Here is a 16,930-nt window from a genome sequence, read left to right as displayed (position 1 = left end):
GGCGCTCGGTAGGGTGACGTCGCGTGGGTGACAGCACAGTGTGGACTCTGGCCATCGCAGCGGTGACGGGCGGCACCGCCGTACTCGCGAGCTGGGTGGCAGGCCGGGGCAGCACGCGGGCCGCGCGCATCCAGGCGGAGATCGCCGCTCGCGCGCAGCGCACCGAGCGGCTGCGCGAGAGCCGGCGGACCGCGTACCTCGACCTGATCGAGCAGACGCACCGTCTCGGCGAGCTCTACTGGGAGATCCTGGCCGTCCTGCGCGACAGCGCCGGTGCCGGGGACCGTGGCAGGGCTCAGGTGCTCAAGGAGCTGCACGACCGGGAGATCGCCGAGTACGCGAAGATCCGCCGCTGTGCCCGCGTCGTCGAACTGGAGGGCCCGCCCGAGGCGGCGGCCGCCGCGCTCGCCCTCCAGCGGACGACCGGCACGTTCTACCGCTGCGTCAAGGGCGCCATGGAGGGGGACACCGAGGCCCAGCAGGAGTTCGGCACCGCCTTCTCGCCCTTCTGGAAGGCACTGGAGGAGTTCATCGCCGCCGCTCGCGCGGCCCATCAGGAAGGTTGAGGCGCCCATCAGGAGAGTTGAATCGCCCATGAGGAAGGTTGAGGCGCCCATGGGGAGGGTTGAGGCGCCGATCAGGGTGGCCGGGCCGCCTGACCAGGGCAATCGGGCTGCCCGCCACGAGGCCGGGGCCCCAGCAGACGAACGTCAGGCCGCAGGGTGGTGGCCGTGGCGTGGGCAGTAGGGTCCTCCTCCATGACCGAACCAGACTTCCTGCAGGACACACGGCGGTCCTATGACTCCATAGCCGACGAGTACCTCGCCTTCGAGCACGGCGATCTGGAAGCGAAGCCGCTGGACCGGGCGATGCTTACGAGCTTCGCCGAGACGGTGCGGGCCTCCGGTGGTGGGCCCGTGGCCGACGTGGGATGTGGCACCGGCCGGGTGACCGCGCATCTGGCCGGCCTGGGCCTGTCCGTCTCCGGCATCGACTTGTCGCCGGGCATGCTCGCGGTGGCCCGCCGCCAGCACCCGGACCTGCGCTTCGACGAGGGCTCCATGCTGGCCCTCGACCTTCCCGACAACAGCCTCAGCGGTGTTGTGGCCTGGTACTCGACCATTCATGTCCCGCTGGAACTGCTGCCGGAGGCGTTCGCCGAGTTCCACCGGGTGCTGGCGCCCGGTGGCCATCTGCTGGCCGCCTTCCAGGTGGGAGACGAACCGCTGCGCCTGGAGGAGGCCTTCGGCCGGCAGATCGCGCTCGACTTCCACCGGCGGCAGCCGGACCGGATGGCCGGCCTGTTGGACCGGGCGGGTCTGCCCGTACGCGCCCGGCTGGTGCGCGAGCCCTACGAGGGCAGGTTCGCCGAACGGACGGCTCAGGCCTTCCTCATGGCCCGCAAACCGGCCGCGGACGCACCGGCATAGCGACGAGGGGGCGGGGAGAGAGGCCGGGGAGAGGGGACGGCTGGACGTGCCAGGGGCGTCTGCGGCCTCCCGCGGCAGGCCGCAGGAGGCCGCGGCCAGCCACGGTCTCCGTCAGTCTCCGTCGGTCTCCGTCGGTCTCCGTCGGTCTCCGTTGCTCTTCCTTGGCCTCCCCCTGGCCGCACTTGGCTCCTTCCGCTGACCACGCTCGACCGTCCGTGACCTCCCTTAAGCACGTGACGCCGTACGCGGTTCCCGGATCGCCTCGCGCCTCTCCTCCGAGGCCTCGACGAGGGCCGCGGTGAAGGGGTGTCCGGGGGCCGTGAGGACGTGGACGGTGGGGCCCTGTTCGACCACGTCACCGGCGTCCAGTACCAGGATGCGGTCGGCTCGGGCGGCCGTGTCCAGGTCGTGGGTGATCCACACCAGTGCCAGGTCCGGCTGGTCGCGCAGCAGCCGGTCGAGGACGGCGAGGATGGTACGCCGAGTCACCGTGTCCAGGCCCGAGGTGATCTCGTCACAGACCAGGACGCGGGGGTGGGCGAGCAGGGCGCGGGCGAGTGCCGCGCGCTGGAGTTCGCCTCCGGAGAGCCGACCCGGGCGGTTGTGGAAGTGCTGATCTCGAAGCCCGACCTCGGCAAGCAGCGCCTCCGCCTCCCGCGCGGCGTCCGCGGGCGTGGCGCCGCGCAGGCGCACCGCCGTGCGCGCGACCTGTGCCAGCAGTGTGCGGTGCTCGTCGAAGGAGGACTGCGCGTCCTGGAACACGTATTGCACTGCGGCCAGTTGTCGGGGCGTACGGTCGCGCAGGCTGCGGGGCAGCGGTACGCCGTCGAGGTGGACCTCGCCGTCGTACGTACGGTGCAGTCCGGCCAGGCACCGGCCGAGCGTGGTCTTTCCGCTGCCGGAACGGCCGACGATCGCCACCCGCTCGCCGGGCCGGACGCGCAAGGAGGCATCACGCAGCACGTCAACGGTGCGACGAGTTCCGCCGCCACGGTGGCGGGCGGTCAGGTGCCGTACTTCGAGGACGGTATTGCCCTCTACATCCGGGGCCGCCTCTGTACCGATATCCCCCTTCACCTCCGGGGCCGCCTCTGTATCGATATCGCCCTTCACCTCCGGGGCTGGTTCAGTGCCGGGACCGTCATCGGCATCGTCCCTCACCTCCGGGGTCGTGTCAGAGTCAGCGTCGGCCCTCTCTCCCGGTACGGAGCCGCCCCCCTCCCCTGCCCCGAACAACTGACGTGTCCACGCGTGCCGGGCCCCCGTCGTCATCTGCTCCACAGGACCCGACTCGACCACACGCCCGTCCTTCAGGATCACGACCTCGTCGGCCAGTTCGCGCACCACGTCCAGGTCGTGGCTCAGCAGCAGGACGCCGATGCCCTGCCGGACGACCGACACCAGCTCCGCGACGATGCGACGCTTGGTGAGGGCGTCCTGTCCGGTGGTCGGTTCGTCGGCGACCACGACGCGGGCGCCCAGCAGCAGGGCCTGGGCCAGCACGACACGCTGCTGCTGGCCGCCGGACAGCTGGTGCGGGTATCGGCGCAGCAGTTCGGAGGAGCCGGTGAGTTGGGCGCGGGAAAGTGCCTCGTTGATACGGGTTTCGGCAGCCCGGACGCGTTCGCGACGCGGCAGGTGGCGTACCTGGGTACGGGCGATGTCGGCCAGCAGGGCGCCGGCTCGGCGGGCGGGGTTGAGGACCGCCGCCGGGTGCTGCGGTACGTGGCCGACCAGGTGGTCCGTGACCGTCACGGTCCCGGAGACCCGGGCGCCCGGCGGGTACGCGCCGAGCAGGGCCAGGCCGGTCGTGGTCTTGCCGCTGCCGGAGGCACCGACCAGGGCGGTCACCGTGCCCGCGCGGACCCGCAGGCTCACTCCGTCGACGACGGCCCGGCCGCCGACCTCCACCCGTAGGTCCTCGACCTCGGCGACGACGTCCGCTGCCGCGCTCACCGGCTTCCCTCCTTCGTATCGAGAACGTCAGCCGCAACGGCCATGTTGGACGCATCGGCCATTTCGGGCGTATAGGTCGCGTCAGTGACAGCAGGCAGGTCGGGCGCAGCGGGCTTGAGGGGAACTTCGGACGCATCGGTTGCATCGGGCGCATCAGTTGCATCGGGCGCATCAGATACACCCGCCCCCGCGCCCCGTCCCTGCCCGCCCAGCACCGCGTCAACGACCAAGTTCCCGCCCATCGACAGCGCCACGATCAACAGTGCCGGCACCACTACGGCCCACGGCTGCACGAAGAGGCCGGTGCGGTTCCGGTCGACCATGACCGCCCAGTCCGCCGCGTCAGGTTCCACGCCCACGCCCAGGAAGGCGGCGGTGGCGACGAGGTAGAGCACGCCGGTCAGGCGGACGCCCGCGTCGGCGGCGAAGGTGCGCAGTGCGGACCGGCCGACGTAGCCGACCGCCGTACGCCACCAGGTCTCGCCCTGCATGCGCAGCGCTTCGACGGCCGGGCGCGCGGCCGCTTCCGAGGCGGCGGCGCGGACGATTCTGGCCGCGTCCGGGATGTTGACGAGGGCCACCAGCAGGGCGAGCCCCGCGGCGCCGGGCGAGAAGACGGCGGCGACCAGCAGGATCAGCAGCAGCGACGGCACCGCGAGCAGCACGTCCAGCGGGCGCATCAGCAGTTCTTCGAGCCAGGTGCGGTGGGTGAGGGCGGCGGCCAGCCCCAGCGGGACGGCGACCGCATAGGCGAGTGCGGTGGCGGCCAGCGCGACGAGCACCACCGACTGCCCGCCGAGCAGGATCTGCCGCCCCACGTCGCGGCCGACGAAGTCGGTGCCGAGCCAGTGGCCGCCGCCGAGCGTGAAGGACGCGGTCCGCGGGCCGGGTTCGCCGGCCAGCAGCGGCCCGAGGAGGGCGAGGAGGAGGGGGACACCGGCGATCAGCAGTCCGGCCAGGCCCGGCCGCCGCACCATCGTGCCGTCCGGCTTCCGCAGCAGACCGGGCCGCCGCACAACCGAACCGTCGGACTTCCGCATCAGGCCAGGCCTCCGTACCGTCGTGCCCTTGCACCTGCGCATTCGGCCGGCCCCCCGCACAACCGCCCCCATCGACTTCCGCATCACGCCGCCACCCCCGCCCGGGGCGCGAGTCGGCGGGCGACCAGGTCCGCGCCGAGGTTGAGGACGACCGCGACGAGGCCGAAGACCACGGCCAGGCCCTGGACCACGGGGACGTCGCGTTCGGCGACCGCGTTCATCAACACCGTGCCCAGGCCCGGGATGACGAACAGCGCCTCGACGACGATCACTCCGCACAGCAGCCAGTCGACGGTACGGGCGAGTTGCTGGGCGGCGGGCGCGAGGGCGTTCGGCAGGGCGTGCGCGTACCGGACGCGCGCCGCGGACAGCCCGTAGCGGGCCGCCTGCCGGGCGTACGGGGAGCGCAGCGCGTCGATCATTCCGGCCCGTACCAGGCGGCTGATCGAGCACACGGGGCGGGAGAGCAGCACGAGGACGGGCAGGACCAGGACGGCCGGCTGGGCGAGCAGGTCGCCGCCGGAGCCGACGGCGGTCGGCGGCAGCCAGCCGAGCCGGAGCGCGAAGAGGGTGATCAGCAGCACGCCGAGGGCGAACTCCGGTACGGCGTAGACCGCCAGGGTCGTGGAGCTGACGAGCCGGTCCGCGAGGGAGCCCTCGCGGCGTGCGGCCAGGACGCCGAGCCCGACCCCGGCCGGTACCAGCAGCGTCACGGTGATGGCGGCGAGCAGCAGGGTGGGCCCGAAGCCGTCGGCGAGGTACGCCGCGACGGGCCGGCCGGAGGCCAGCGAGGTCCCGAGGTCGCCGTGGAGCAGCCCGAGGACCCAGTCGGCGAGCCGTTCGGCGGCCGGACGGTCCAGGCCCATCTCCGTACGGATGGCCGCGATGCGGGCCGGGTCGGGCTGGTCACCCGCCAGGGCGACGGCGGCGTCCCCGGGCAGCGCCTCGGTGAGCACGAAGACCAGCAGCACGACGGCGGCGGTCTGCGCCACACCGAGCAGCAGCCGGCGCGCGAGCCAGGATCGCAGCACGGCCGGTACGACGGATACGGCACGTCCGGCGCGCCCGTCTCGCCCACCACGCCCGGCGCGCCCGTCTCGCCCACCACGCCCAGCACGATCAGCCAGCCGCCGAGGCGGCGCGACAGGTGCGCTCACGCCAGCCACACCGTGTCGAAGCGCGCCCAGTCCAAAGTGTTCGCGGGCGCGTCGCGCGCCACACCGTGCACGCGGCGGGAGGTGCCGACGATCCAGTCCGCGAAGCCCCACACCAGGAAGCCGCCCTCGGCGTACAGGCGGCGCTGCATCCGTCCGTACACCGCCGCCCGTTCCTTCTTGTCCTTGGTGGACTGGGCCTGCTGGTACAGGGCGTCGAAGTCCTTGTGCCGCCACTTGGTGGCGTTGGTGGTCGAATCGCTCAGCAGCCGCTGGGAGAAGTGCGATTCGATGGGCATGGCGCCGGAGCGGTAGCAGCACAGGGTGCCGGAGTCGAGGATGTCGCTCCAGTAGCTGTCCTTGCTGCCGGACTTCACCTGTACGGTCACGCCCGCCTTGGCGGCCTGGTCGCGGAAGATGCCGGCCGCCTCGGTGAACCCGGCGGCGACGGGCGAGGTGTCGAGGGTGACGCGCAGGTCCTCGGCGCCGGCCTGCTTGAGGAGGTGGCGGGCCCGGTCGAGGTCCTGGTGGCGCTGCGGCAGGTCGGCGGCGTAGTACTCGTACCCCTTCCCGAACAGGTCGTTGCCCATCTCGCCGGCACCGGAGAGCGCACCGTCGACGAGTTCCTTGCGGTCGGCGATGAGGAAGAACGCCTCGCGGACCCGCTTGTCGTCGAAGGGGGCCCGGTCGGTCTTCATCGCGAAGGACTGCATGGCGCTGTTGCGCAGCCGGACGATCTCGATCTGGCCCTTGCCCTCGTGGGCGCGCGCGGTGGTGGGGTTGAGTTCGTGCGCGTACTCGACTTGGCCGCCGAGCAGGGCGTTGATCCGCGCGGACTCCTCGTTGGCGACGACGAACTCCAGCTCGTCCAGGTGCGGCGCGCCGTCCCAGTAGGCGTCGTTGCGCTTGACGACGCAGGAGCGGCCGGGTGTGAAGGAGACGAAGCGGAAGGGGCCGGAGCCGATCGGCCGGGCGAAGTCGGCGGTGGTCGTGCCGCCCGGGACGATGTACGCGCCGAACGCGGCGAGCACGTTGGGGAATTCGGCGGTGGGGCGCTTGAGGCGGAACTCGACGGTGTCCGGGGACGTCGCACGGCTGGCGGCCAGGTCGATGGGCTCCAGGGACGCCTTGGCGCGGTACGCCTTCTTGGGGTCGGCTATGCGGCGGAAGCTGTAGAGGACGTCCTCGGCGGTGACCGGCTTGCCGTTGTGGAAGGTGGCCTTGCGCAGCGTGACCCGCCAGCGGTCGAGGGTGTCGTTGGGCTCCCACTTGGCGGCCAGACGGGGGCGCGCGGACATGTCGGTGCCGCAGTCGGCCAGCTTGTCGTAGAGGGCCTTGGCGCGGGCGGCGTCGGCGAAGAGGTTACCCAGGTGCGGGTCGAGGGTCTCGGAGGCGCCGCCGCCGGCGAAGGCGGCGCGCAGCCGGCCGCCGCGCCGGGGTGTGCCGCCGCCGGTGCCCGGCGAGCCGGATCCGGTACCGCAGCCGGCCAGAACGAGCCCGGCGGTGGCCGTGGCGCCCGCGGTCGCGGCGAGGAAGCCGCGCCGCCGCAGACTGGACGGCTCGACGGGTTCCCGGTCGGAGGGAGGGAGTTCGGTCATGGTGGGTCTCGCCTCGTGAGGAGTGGGTGGGAAGAGAAGAGAGGCAGGGGCGGCGGAACGTTCAGCCGTCGCCCAGGCGGGCTACGAGGTGCAACCGGTCTCCGTCGGCAGAGCCGCCCGGGGACGGGGTTGCCCCGGGCTGCCAGGGCGGTTCCGTACGCGGGCCGGGCCCGTCGTGCAGCTCCAGCACGGTGAAACCGTGCGCGGCCAGCGCATAACGCAGTTCCTGGGGGAAGATCAGCCGCCAGGCAGAGTGCTGTTCGACGGGTGGTCTGCCGTCCTCCGTGGACCAGGCCCGCCGTCGGCGCAGGAGTTGGGCCGCCCGGTCGACGGTGAGGGTCGTGACGGACCGATATACGGTGCCTTCCCACTCGAAACCACGGATGGCCGGCGCGTCCAGGAGTTCCGTACGGCCGAGGAAGAACGCGCCATTACGCATTTCGGCGACCAGCATCCCGCCCGGTGTCAGGGCGCGGCGGCAGGAGGCCAGGAAGCCGTCGAGTTCGTCGTTGGTGTGGCAGTACAGCAGCGCGCTGTCCAGGCAGACCACGGCGTCGAACGGCCGCCGGCCGAGGTCCATGAGGTGGAATCGGCGCAGGTCGGCGCGCTTGTAGCGGGGTCCGGGGTGGTGGGTACGGGCGTACGCCAGCATCGTGTCCGAGAGGTCGGCGCCGATGACCGTACGGCCCATGGTGTGCAGATGGGCGGCGTCCCGTCCGGTGCCGCAGCCGATGTCGAGGACGCGCGGCCCGGCACTGTGGGTGCGCAGCACGTCCTCGGCCCAGCGCGCGGCGAGCCGCTCCGGGTCGGGGAAGCGTGCCTCGTACAGTGCGGGGTTGTCGGTCAGCAGATTGCGCTGCGCTGCCGGGAGGGCGGTGCCACGGCGCCTCGCGCCCGGAAGGGCGGTAGTGTCCTCGCTCATGCCGTCACCGCCACGGCCCGTACGGGCAGGGCCCGCAGCCGGTGCAGCCAGCCGACGCCCGCCGCCGACAGGAGGCCGAAGGCGAGGCAGCACGCCCAGGGCAGCCAGGCGGCGCCGCCGTGCCCGCCCGCGTCCATGGCCCAGCCGACGACGGTGTTGCCGACGGCGGCGGCGATGCCGGAGACGACGTAGAAGATCCCGAAGTAGGTACCGGTCAGTTCGGCGCGGCCGAACTCCGGTATCAGCTCCATGACGAACGGCTGGGCGATCATGACGCCGACATACAGGAGCAGCGCCCCGGCCAGTACGGGTACGAGAGCGAGCGCGGCCCCGCCCACACCGCCGGCGTCCGTTGCGGACGCCCCGGCGACCACCATCGGCGGCACGAACGCCACACCCATCAGCGCCAGCCCGACGGCGACCCAACGCGCCCGGCTGCCCCGCTCCTTGAGGGAACGGGTGATGCGCATCTGAAGGGTGAGGTTGGCCAGTGTGCCGACGAGGAAGACGATGCCGGCCGCGCCGTCCCAGCCGGTGGCCCTGCGGGCGCCGTCCGGGAGCAGCAGGTAGAGCTGGTTCTCCATGGTGAACATGCCGACCATGGCGAGGGAGAAGGCCAGGAACGCCCGGTTGGCGAGGACTTCCCGCCAGTCACCGAGCACGCTGCCCTTGGAGGCGGGCACCTCGCGGGCGGGCAGCACGGCGGCCTGCGCGGCGGTGAGCAGGGCGAAGATCGCGGCGGCGGTGAGGGCGGAGGCCCGGAAGTCGACCAGCAGCAGGGCGCTGCCGATCAGCGGCCCGACCAGGGCGCCGGTCGTCGCGAAGATGTTGAACAGGGCGAATGCCTCGGCCTTGCGGTCCCCCGCCTCCGCCGCCAGGTAGGCGCGCACGGCCGGGTTGAACAGGGCCCCGGCGAGCCCGCTGAGTATGGAGGCGGCCAGCAGGACGGGCAGCCCGTCGCCCAGCGCGAACAGGGCGAAGCCGACGGTGCGCAGCGCGCAGCCGGCGATGATCACGCCGCGGGCGCCGAGCCGGTCGGCGGCCGAGCCGCCGAGGATGAACAGGCCCTGCTGGCTGAGGTTGCGGACGCCCAGCACGATGCCGACGACCGCGGCCGACATCCCCAGGTCCTGGCCGAGGTGTGTGGCGAGGTACGGGATGAGCAGGTAGAAGCCGATGTTCACGCCGAGCTGGTTGACCAGCAGGAGCCGGATGGCGAGCGGGAAGGCCCGCATCTCACCCCACGTCTTCACGGTGGTGCCTTTCCTTCTGTGGTGCGGGCTGTGCAGGGGGCGGTGGGGGTACGGCCGCCTCCGCGCGCGGGAACACCGGCCGTACCCCCAGCCCGGCCCCCGTCCCGGCGCGTACGGTCCCGTCGGTGCCGCCGATGCCGGTCCACGGGTCGTGTTTCAGCAGCAGGTGCCCGTCGAGGTCGACCCAGCGGGCACGGTCGGCGAGATGGACGGCGGGGGCGATGCCGAGGGTGCCGGCGGTCAGGCAGCCGAGCATGAGCCGGGTGCCGCTGCCCGCGATCAGCTCCTCGATGCGCAGTGCCGCGTGCACGCCGCCGCACTTGGCGAGCTTGACGTTGACGCCCTGCACCCGTCCGGCGAGCCGTTCCACGTCCGCGAGGCCGACGGCGTCCTCGTCGGCGATGACGGGCAGCGGGGCGCGTTCGGCGAGCCGGGCCAGCGCTTCGGGGTCGCCGGGCGCCGTCGGCTGTTCGACGGCCTGGACGCCCAGTGCGGCGAAGCGCGGCAGCAGGTGCCGGGCCTGCTCCGGTGTCCAGGCGCCGTTGGGATCGAGCAGCAGCGCCGCCGAAGGGGCGGCGTCCCGTACGGCCCGTACGCGGGCGAGGTCGTCCTCGGGGTCCGCCGTACCGGCCTTGATCTTGAGGACGGTGAAGCCGCTCTCCGCCAGGCAGCGGGCCTGCGTCCGGGCCCGCTCGGCGGAGACGATGCCGATGGTGCGGGCGGTGGCGGCGACCGGCCGTTCCAGGGTGCCGAGCAGCTGGTGGACCGGCTGCCCGGCCCGCTTGCCCACCAGGTCGAGCAGCGCCGACTCGACTGCGGCGGTGACGGCGGGCGGCGTGCCGGGCGCGGGCAGCTCGCCGTCCCGCAGGGCGTCGAGAGCGCTCTCCGGCCCGGTGAAGCGGCCGAGTTCCGCGCCGGCCCCGGCCAGCAGACGGCGCAGCGTGTCGGTGTCGAGACCGTAGTAGACGCTGGTGACGGCCTCGCCGTGGCCGCGCAGCCCGTGGTGTTCCAGGGTGATCCAGACGGCGTTCCGTTCGGTCATCACGGAGCGGGAGATCCGCAGGGGCTCGGCGAGCTGGAGGCGTACGACGCGCAGGGTGACGTTCATACGGCGCCCTCCCGCCCGGCCTGCGCGACCACCGGTGCCACGGGGGCGTCCCCGGCCACCGGAGCCGCCGCGACCGCCGCGGCCTTCGGATCCACGACGGTAGTGCAGCGCGCCCAGCCGGTGGCCTCGGCCGCGGTGGGATGCGGTATCTCCACCGGACGGGTGGCGACGGGCTGCCGGTCCAGGCCGTGTGCGGCGGCGAAGTCCTCGTCGTAGACGGTGCCGAGGTAGCGGTGCAGGCCGTCGGGGAAGACGGTGGCGACGACGGCGCCGGGGTGTACGCGGGCCGCCCAGGCCGAGACCAGGGCGACGGCGCCGGTGCTCCAGCCGCCGCTGACGAAGCTGCCCCGGGCCAGCCGCCGACAGGCGTCGGCGGCTTCGGCGGGCCCCACCCAGTGCACCTCGTCGAAGGCCCCGTAGGCGACGTTGCGCGGGTGGATGCTGCTGCCGAGGCCGCGCATCAGGCGGGGCCGGGCGGGCTGTCCGAAGATGGTGGAGCCGGTGGCGTCCACGCCGACGAGGCGCAGCGCGGGCCAGTGGCGGCGCAGCGGGCCGACGATTCCGGCGCTGTGGCCGCCGGTGCCGACGCTGCACACCAGGACGTCGAGGTGGTCCAGGCCGGCGGCGATCTCGGCGGCGAGGGAGGCGTAACCGGCCGCGTTGTCCGGGTTGTTGTACTGGTCGGGCCAGTACGCGTGCGGGAGCACGCTGCGCAGTTCGCGCAGCCGGGCGAGCCGCGCGGCCTGCCAGCCGCCTTCCGGGGCGGGCCGGTCGACGATCTCCAGCCGGGCGCCGTAGGCCCGCAGCAGCCGGCGCATGGACGGTTCCAGTTCGCTGTCGCAGACCAGGATCACGTCGTGGCCGAGCGCCTGCCCGGCGAAGGCCAGGCCGACGCCGAGGGTGCCGGAGGTGGACTCCACGACCGGCGCGCCGGGCCGCAGTTCGCCCCGCTCACGGGCGCCGAGCAGCATGGACACGGCGGCGCGCGCCTTCATGCCGCCCGCGCCGAGCCCTTCCAGCTTGGCCCAGAAGCCGGGGTGCGGGCAGGGCAGGTCGCCGGTGATCCGGGCCAGCGGCGTACGGCCGACGAGGGCGAGGAGTTCCCGGTTCGCGGTGGGTGCGCCCAGTACTGCGGCGGTCATCGGTCGCCTCCCCGGCCCAGCAGCGCGTACGCGTCGTCGCCGGTGTAGCGGTGGACGACGCCGGGCCCGCCGTCGAGCCAGAAGAACGGGTACGGTTCGGCGCACACGGCGCTCACTCCGGCGCCCAGCAGGCGCGGCAGCACGGCGCTGCCGGTCTGGGCGAACATCACCAGCGGCTTCCCGTGCCGCTCGCAGTGCTCGCGCAGCGGTTCGAAGGTGCCGTTGCCCAGCGTCATGCCGGACGCCAGCACCGCGTCGCAGCCGTCCAGTTCGGCGAGCGCGTCGGTACGGACCGGTTCGCCCCACTCGGTCCGGCCGCCCTTGAGGTCGCACGGTACGCAGACCAGGCCGCGGGCGCGCAGCGCCTCCAGCAGCGAGTTGACGACGCCGACGACCAGGACGGTACGGCCGGGCGGGACGGCCAGCAGCCCGGCGACGCCCCGGGCGCGGGTCCGGGACTTGGCGAGCGAGTCCCCGGCGGGCAGTTCCCACGGCTGGGCGCCGTTCGCGGCCGTGTGCGGCAGGGCGTGCATCAGGTACGCGTCGAGCGCGGCGATCCGTACCGATGACAGCGGGTGGTCGAGCAGCGTCGCGACGTCGGCGCCCACACAGTCGTCGATCGCGGCGGCGGGCAGTGCGCCGGGTTCCACGGCGCAGGATCCCACCGCGCTGCCGAGGCGCAGGCTGAGCACTTCGTTGCGGTATCCGCCGCTACGCCCTTCGTGGCGTACGGCCTGGCTGGTGGTGAAGGCCACCGCGATCTTCTGCGTACCGGGGTCGGGCCCCAGTTCACCGGCGCGTACCCGGCGTACGAGGTCGGGGAGACCGGCCGCCGCGGGCCGCACGGCATGCTCGGCCGCCCCGGACCGCACGACCTGGCCGGTCGCCGTCGCCTGTCCCAGCGGACTCATCGTTCCTCCACCACCCGCGGACAGAGTCCGGCCAGCAGTTCCTCGACGCGGGCGCGGGCGCCCGCCCCTCCGCCGTCACCGGCCATGACATGTCCCAGGTATCCGTTGTTGCTGGCGGTGTCCTGGACGTTCTTGCCGGCCGCGGCCAGCTGGACCTCCAGCACACCGGGCAGCGCGTCGAGCCCGTCGGCGCCGGAGATCTCCGCCAGCACTCCGGTGCGCTCGGGCACGAGGAAGCCGATGGCGGCGCTGCGCAGTCCGGTCTCGCGCGGTGTGAGGTCCGGTACGCGGCCGAGCGCCACCTCGACGAAGGCGGCGGCCAGATCGATGCCGGTGACGTGCCGCACCAGCTCGGTGATGCGGTTGCCCGCGGGCCTCGGATTGACCTCGACGACGCGCGGCCCGTCCGCGGTGAGCTTGATCTCGGTGTGCGCGACGACCTGGTCGAGCCCCAGTGCCTTGAGCGCGGCGCACGCGGTGTCCGCCGCTGCTTCAGCGTCGGCGGCGCTCAGCGCGGCGGGGAACATGTGCCCCGTCTCGACGAACGCCGGGGCGCCGCCCACGCTCTTGTCGGTCACCCCGACGACGTGTACGGCGCCGCCGTGCGACACGGTCTCGACGCTGACCTCCGGCCCGTCGAGCAGTTCCTCCAGCAGCACCACCGGGGCCCGGAGCTGTCCCCGCGCGTTGACCGGGAACCCGGCGAGCGCGCGGTGCGCCCGGGCCAGCTCCGCCTCGTCGTCCACCCGCCGTACGTACATCCCGGCGCACAGGTCCACCGGCTTGAGCACGAGCGGGAAGCCGATCTCGCGCGCCGCCTCGGCGGTCCGCGCCCAGTCGGAGCAGACGGCGAAACGGGGGCCCGGGACTCCGGCCGCCTCCAGGGCGCGCCGGGTGGCGTCCTTGCGGCAGGCGGCCTCCACGGCCTCCGGCGCGGGCCCCGGCAGGCCGAGGTGCGCGGCGATGCGCGCCACGGTGGGCAGGTAGTAGTCGCACGAGCTGAGGACGCCGTCGAAGCCCATCGCCGCGTGCAGGCGTTCGGCGTACGGCAGCAAGGCGTCGGTGTCGTTGGTGTCGGCGGTGATCACATTGCGGGCCGCCAGCAGCGGGTGGGCGGTGCCCTCGGGGGCGGCCCGCAGGTAGTGGTGCAGGTCACGGGTGAGGAAGGTGAAGTCGTGTCCGGCCTCGCGGAGGGCACGGGGCAGCAGCCTGCCCATCGACCCGACCCAGCTCTCGACCATCAGCAGATGCGCCACAACTCTCCTTCTGCGCAGACGGTTTCGCGTCCGGGCACGCCGTGGGGAGGCCCCCGGTGCCGCGGTGCGGTGTTGACCGAACGCGATGCTAACCGTAATGATTTTCATTGTCACCTCATGGGTCGGCCATCTATCCGGCCGCGACCCGGCCGCCCGCCTCCCGCACACCCGCCCTCACGCCGATCCCAACCCGCCACCACACGGCCCCGCCCTCACGGAAATGCGAGCCCCATGCCCCCTGCCCTGCGACGCACCGCCCTGCTCTGCGCGCTCCTGACCTGCGCCGTACCGCTCACCACCGCCACGGCCGCCGAACCGCTCGCCGCCGTCCCGCCCGGCGACACCGCCGGGCCGTCCCCGCACTTCGGCGCCTGTCCGGCCTCGGTCCCCGCGCCGCCCGCGCCGGACCGCGTCGAGTGCGGCACGGTGAGCGTGCCGTTGGACCACGCCCGCCCGGACGGCGAGCACATACGGATCGCCGTCTCCCGCGTCCGGGCCTCGGGCACGCCCGCCGAACGGCGCGGCGTCCTGCTGGTCAACCCCGGCGGCCCGGGCGGCTCCGGGCTCCCGTATGCCGTCACCAAGCGCGCCAAACTCCCGGAGCCGGCCCGCCGCGCCTACGACGTCATCGGCTTCGACCCGCGCGGCACCGGCCACAGCGCCCCCGCCGATTGCGGGCCGATGGGCGGGCTCTTCGACAGCCCGGCCGCCGGCTCCCCGCCGCTCGACCCCGTACCGCACGATCGTCCCGGCGAACGCGCCTACCTCGACACCCAGCGACGGCTGGCCGCCGACTGTGCCGCAGGCACGGGCCACGCCCTCCCCCACCTCTCCACCACCGAGACCGCACGCGACATGGACGCCGTCCGGGCCGCACTCGGGGAGCCGCGCATCAGCTACCTCGGCGTCTCGTACGGCACCTACCTCGGCGCCGCGTACGCCGCCCAATTCCCGCGCCACGTCGACAAGCTGGTACTGGACAGCGTGGTCGGCCCGGAGGACTGGCACGCCTTCGACGTACGGCAGGCCCGCGCGATGCTGCGCCAACGCGACGTGCTGTTCGGCTGGCTGGCGCGGCACGATTCCCGCTTCGGGCTCGGCGCCACCCCGCGCGAGGTCCGCGCCGCCTACCTGCGCACACGCGACGGCCTGACCGCCCGCCCGGTGGCCGGCTTCGGAGCGGCGGCCTTCGACCGTGCCGTCTACCGGGCCCTGGGCCGCACCGAACGCTGGACCGCTCTGGGCGACGGGCTCCGCGCCTACCTGGACGAGGGCGTGGTCGGCCGGCTCCGCCCCGCCGAGCCCTTCGACGGGCCCGCATCACGTACGTACCAGGCCGCCAACCGGGCCGTGAAGTGCGCCGACGGCTCGGCGCCCACACCGGGCCGGGTCCTCGCCGACATCCGTGGGCTGCGGCGCCTGGACCCGCAGCCCGTACTGACCGGCCTGGAGGCGGCCAGCTGCGCGTACTGGCACACCCGCCCCACCGAGCGCACCCGGCTCGGCAGCCCCGCGGCGCCCCCGGCGCTGCTGGTGGCGTCCGCGCACGACCCCGTGACGCCGGTCGCCGGTGCGCGGGCCCTCGGCCGCACGCTGCCCGGGTCCCGGCTGGTCACCCTGCACCACGACTACTCGCACGGCGTCTTCGCCAGCCGCGGCAACTCCTGCGTGGACTCCACGGTGGCCGCGTACCTCGTCGGCGGCACGGTCCCGGCCGGGGACGTGCACTGCGACGGTCCGGGCCTGCCCGAGCCGTCGCCGCAGCAACCGTGAGCCCGGCCGAGGTGCAGAGGTCGGGGCCGGACAGCGAGGCCGCGTCGGCCCAGGCGAACTGTTGCCGGGTGTCAGGCGACCGCCTCGTCGGAACTCGGCGTACGCGGGCGTGCAGTACGGCAGGCCCCTGCGTGTCCGTATCGGGTGGCGGCCGACCGGCGCTGCCGTCCGCTCAACCCACCACGGTGACCTCGGGCGGAAGCGCCTCCAGGAAGCTCTGCGCGCCCAGCAGTCGCTCTTCGAAGAACCCGGCCACACACGCCCGGGTGATCGCGGTCCCCCGGCCGCCGGGCAGCGAACCGAGCGCGAAGTCGTACTCCTCCGCGTCGGTGAACTCCCGGTAGCCGAGGGGACCGGCCAAGGCGTCGAGGTCGGTGGCCGACCCGTGCCCGCCGCCGTGGACCAGCAGGTGGTGCCGCGGCCCGCGCAGTACGTTCCACAGGCGGCCGAGCGCCTGGGTCTCCTCCTGGAACTCCGGGTCGTCCGGGGTGAACTGGCACAGCAGGAACGGTCGTTCCAGGCCGGTACGGAGGACACCGCCGTACGGGATGCCGTCGAGGTTCACCCCGGCCGTGAACCCGGGATCGAGCCGCATGGCCTCGGCCGCCGCCGCGCCGCCCAGCGAGTGGCCCGCGACGCCGGCCCGCGACGGGTCGAGCAGGGCGTGCCACCAGAATCCGGGGGCGCTCAGCCGGGCGCGGGCGAAGCGGAGGTCGGCGGCGCGTACGTCCAGGTAGCGGCCGGAGAGGTCGCCGGTGTCGCCGTCCGCCAGGCCGTCCGGTTCCCGGTACGGCACGATCCGGCCGTCCGGGAACTCCACGCCGACCGCGTCCGCCGGGTGGTCCAGGGCGGCCACCAGGAACCCACGGCTCGCGAGGTCCTCCCCGAGTGCGGTCAGGTCCGCGCGGTACTGGCCATGGCCGGGCGAGAGCAGGACCAGCGGGCAGCCGCGCGCCTCCGGAGCGGGCGGCGCGCCCGCGATGCCGTGCACGAGGACCCCGGCCGCCGTGGCGCGCGGCAATCCGGAGCAGCCGGGTTCCTCCTCCCACGCGTCGACCACCAGGGGCGACATCGCGTCGGAGACGTACCGCCCCGGTTGCCGGCCGGCCTCCGCCCGGGCCGGGTACCACAGCTGCGCCATCAGCTCGCGGGACCGGCCGGGCCGGAACGGGTCCGCACGCGCGTCGTCGACGAGGTGGGTGGTGCGCACGCCCACGGCGTGCCGGCCGGTGGGCGGGGGCAGTTCCAGGCGCGGTACGGTGCGCCGTGCCGACGCCGTACCGTGGGCGCCCCGGGCGATGTCACTGGTCCGCGCCATACTGATGATGCCTCCCCGTCGGTTCCGCCGGCGGCCCATCCCAGCACGCCCGTCCGCCGGAGCGCACCG

Annotated in this window: 13 protein-coding genes and 1 pseudogene; 3 read left to right on the top strand and 11 right to left on the bottom strand. The window is 73.8% G+C overall.

What is annotated here, in order from left to right; all coding sequences use genetic code 11:
• Window positions 1-23: 23 nt before the first annotated feature.
• Window positions 24-566 (top strand): hypothetical protein, encoded by a 543-nt coding sequence (locus JXZ78_RS37545; protein ID WP_030023455.1) that lies wholly within the window; start codon window positions 24-26, stop codon window positions 564-566.
• Between the two features lie 192 nt (window positions 567-758).
• Window positions 759-1,430 carry a class I SAM-dependent methyltransferase gene (locus JXZ78_RS37540; RefSeq protein ID WP_030023454.1) on the top strand — a complete coding sequence of 224 codons (672 nt, stop codon included), beginning with the start codon at window positions 759-761 and terminating at the stop codon, window positions 1,428-1,430.
• 225 nt (window positions 1,431-1,655) lie between these two features.
• Here JXZ78_RS37540 and JXZ78_RS37535 read toward each other — a convergent pair whose 3' ends face one another.
• The 10 genes and pseudogenes from JXZ78_RS37535 to JXZ78_RS37490 form a co-directional block, all read right to left on the bottom strand.
• Entirely contained in the window at window positions 1,656-3,386 is a 1,731-nt protein-coding gene (locus JXZ78_RS37535; RefSeq protein WP_033039407.1) for an ABC transporter ATP-binding protein, read from the bottom strand.
• Window positions 3,387-3,580: 194 nt separating this feature from the next.
• Window positions 3,581-4,363, bottom strand: a pseudogene (locus JXZ78_RS37530) (ABC transporter permease subunit); the annotation flags it as partial.
• A 146-nt stretch (window positions 4,364-4,509) separates the two neighbouring features.
• Window positions 4,510-5,457: an ABC transporter permease gene (locus JXZ78_RS37525; protein ID WP_030023452.1), complete on the bottom strand. Its 948-nt coding sequence runs from the start codon at window positions 5,455-5,457 to the stop codon at window positions 4,510-4,512.
• A gap of 122 nt (window positions 5,458-5,579) precedes the next feature.
• On the bottom strand, window positions 5,580-7,178 hold the full coding sequence (locus JXZ78_RS37520; protein ID WP_050502901.1) for an ABC transporter substrate-binding protein: 1,599 nt from the start codon (window positions 7,176-7,178) through the stop codon (window positions 5,580-5,582).
• Between the two features lie 61 nt (window positions 7,179-7,239).
• Entirely contained in the window at window positions 7,240-8,100 is an 861-nt protein-coding gene (locus JXZ78_RS37515; protein WP_078624584.1) for a class I SAM-dependent DNA methyltransferase, read from the bottom strand.
• Window positions 8,097-9,353 (bottom strand): MFS transporter, encoded by a 1,257-nt coding sequence (locus tag JXZ78_RS37510; protein ID WP_030023448.1) that lies wholly within the window; start codon window positions 9,351-9,353, stop codon window positions 8,097-8,099. The genes JXZ78_RS37515 and JXZ78_RS37510 overlap by 4 nt, the downstream gene beginning before the upstream one ends.
• Window positions 9,337-10,461 (bottom strand): dipeptide epimerase, encoded by a 1,125-nt coding sequence (locus tag JXZ78_RS37505; RefSeq protein ID WP_030023447.1) that lies wholly within the window; start codon window positions 10,459-10,461, stop codon window positions 9,337-9,339. The genes JXZ78_RS37510 and JXZ78_RS37505 overlap by 17 nt, the downstream gene beginning before the upstream one ends.
• Window positions 10,458-11,603 carry a PLP-dependent cysteine synthase family protein gene (locus JXZ78_RS37500; RefSeq protein WP_078624583.1) on the bottom strand — a complete coding sequence of 382 codons (1,146 nt, stop codon included), beginning with the start codon at window positions 11,601-11,603 and terminating at the stop codon, window positions 10,458-10,460. The genes JXZ78_RS37505 and JXZ78_RS37500 overlap by 4 nt, the downstream gene beginning before the upstream one ends.
• On the bottom strand, window positions 11,600-12,514 hold the full coding sequence (locus JXZ78_RS37495) for a Rossmann-like domain-containing protein (RefSeq protein WP_238783647.1): 915 nt from the start codon (window positions 12,512-12,514) through the stop codon (window positions 11,600-11,602). Before JXZ78_RS37495 ends, JXZ78_RS37500 begins: the two co-directional genes overlap by 4 nt.
• Window positions 12,511-13,770 (bottom strand): ATP-grasp domain-containing protein, encoded by a 1,260-nt coding sequence (locus tag JXZ78_RS37490; protein WP_030023444.1) that lies wholly within the window; start codon window positions 13,768-13,770, stop codon window positions 12,511-12,513. The genes JXZ78_RS37495 and JXZ78_RS37490 overlap by 4 nt, the downstream gene beginning before the upstream one ends.
• A 231-nt stretch (window positions 13,771-14,001) precedes the next feature.
• On the opposite strand from JXZ78_RS37490, the gene JXZ78_RS37485 reads away from it, so the two are divergent.
• Window positions 14,002-15,543, top strand: coding sequence for an alpha/beta hydrolase (locus JXZ78_RS37485; protein WP_030023443.1), 1,542 nt, complete (start codon window positions 14,002-14,004; stop codon window positions 15,541-15,543).
• Between the two features lie 172 nt (window positions 15,544-15,715).
• Here the strand turns inward: JXZ78_RS37485 and JXZ78_RS37480 are convergent, their stop codons facing one another.
• On the bottom strand, window positions 15,716-16,861 hold the full coding sequence (locus tag JXZ78_RS37480; RefSeq protein WP_050502900.1) for an alpha/beta hydrolase family protein: 1,146 nt from the start codon (window positions 16,859-16,861) through the stop codon (window positions 15,716-15,718).
• Window positions 16,862-16,930 lie beyond the last annotated feature (69 nt).

It is taken from the genome of Streptomyces monomycini, from assembly GCF_022271435.1.
Lineage (GTDB): Bacteria > Actinomycetota > Actinomycetes > Streptomycetales > Streptomycetaceae > Streptomyces > Streptomyces monomycini.
The sequence above is the reverse complement of the archived record's forward strand: the minus strand, read 5'-3'. Positions and strand labels throughout refer to the sequence as shown.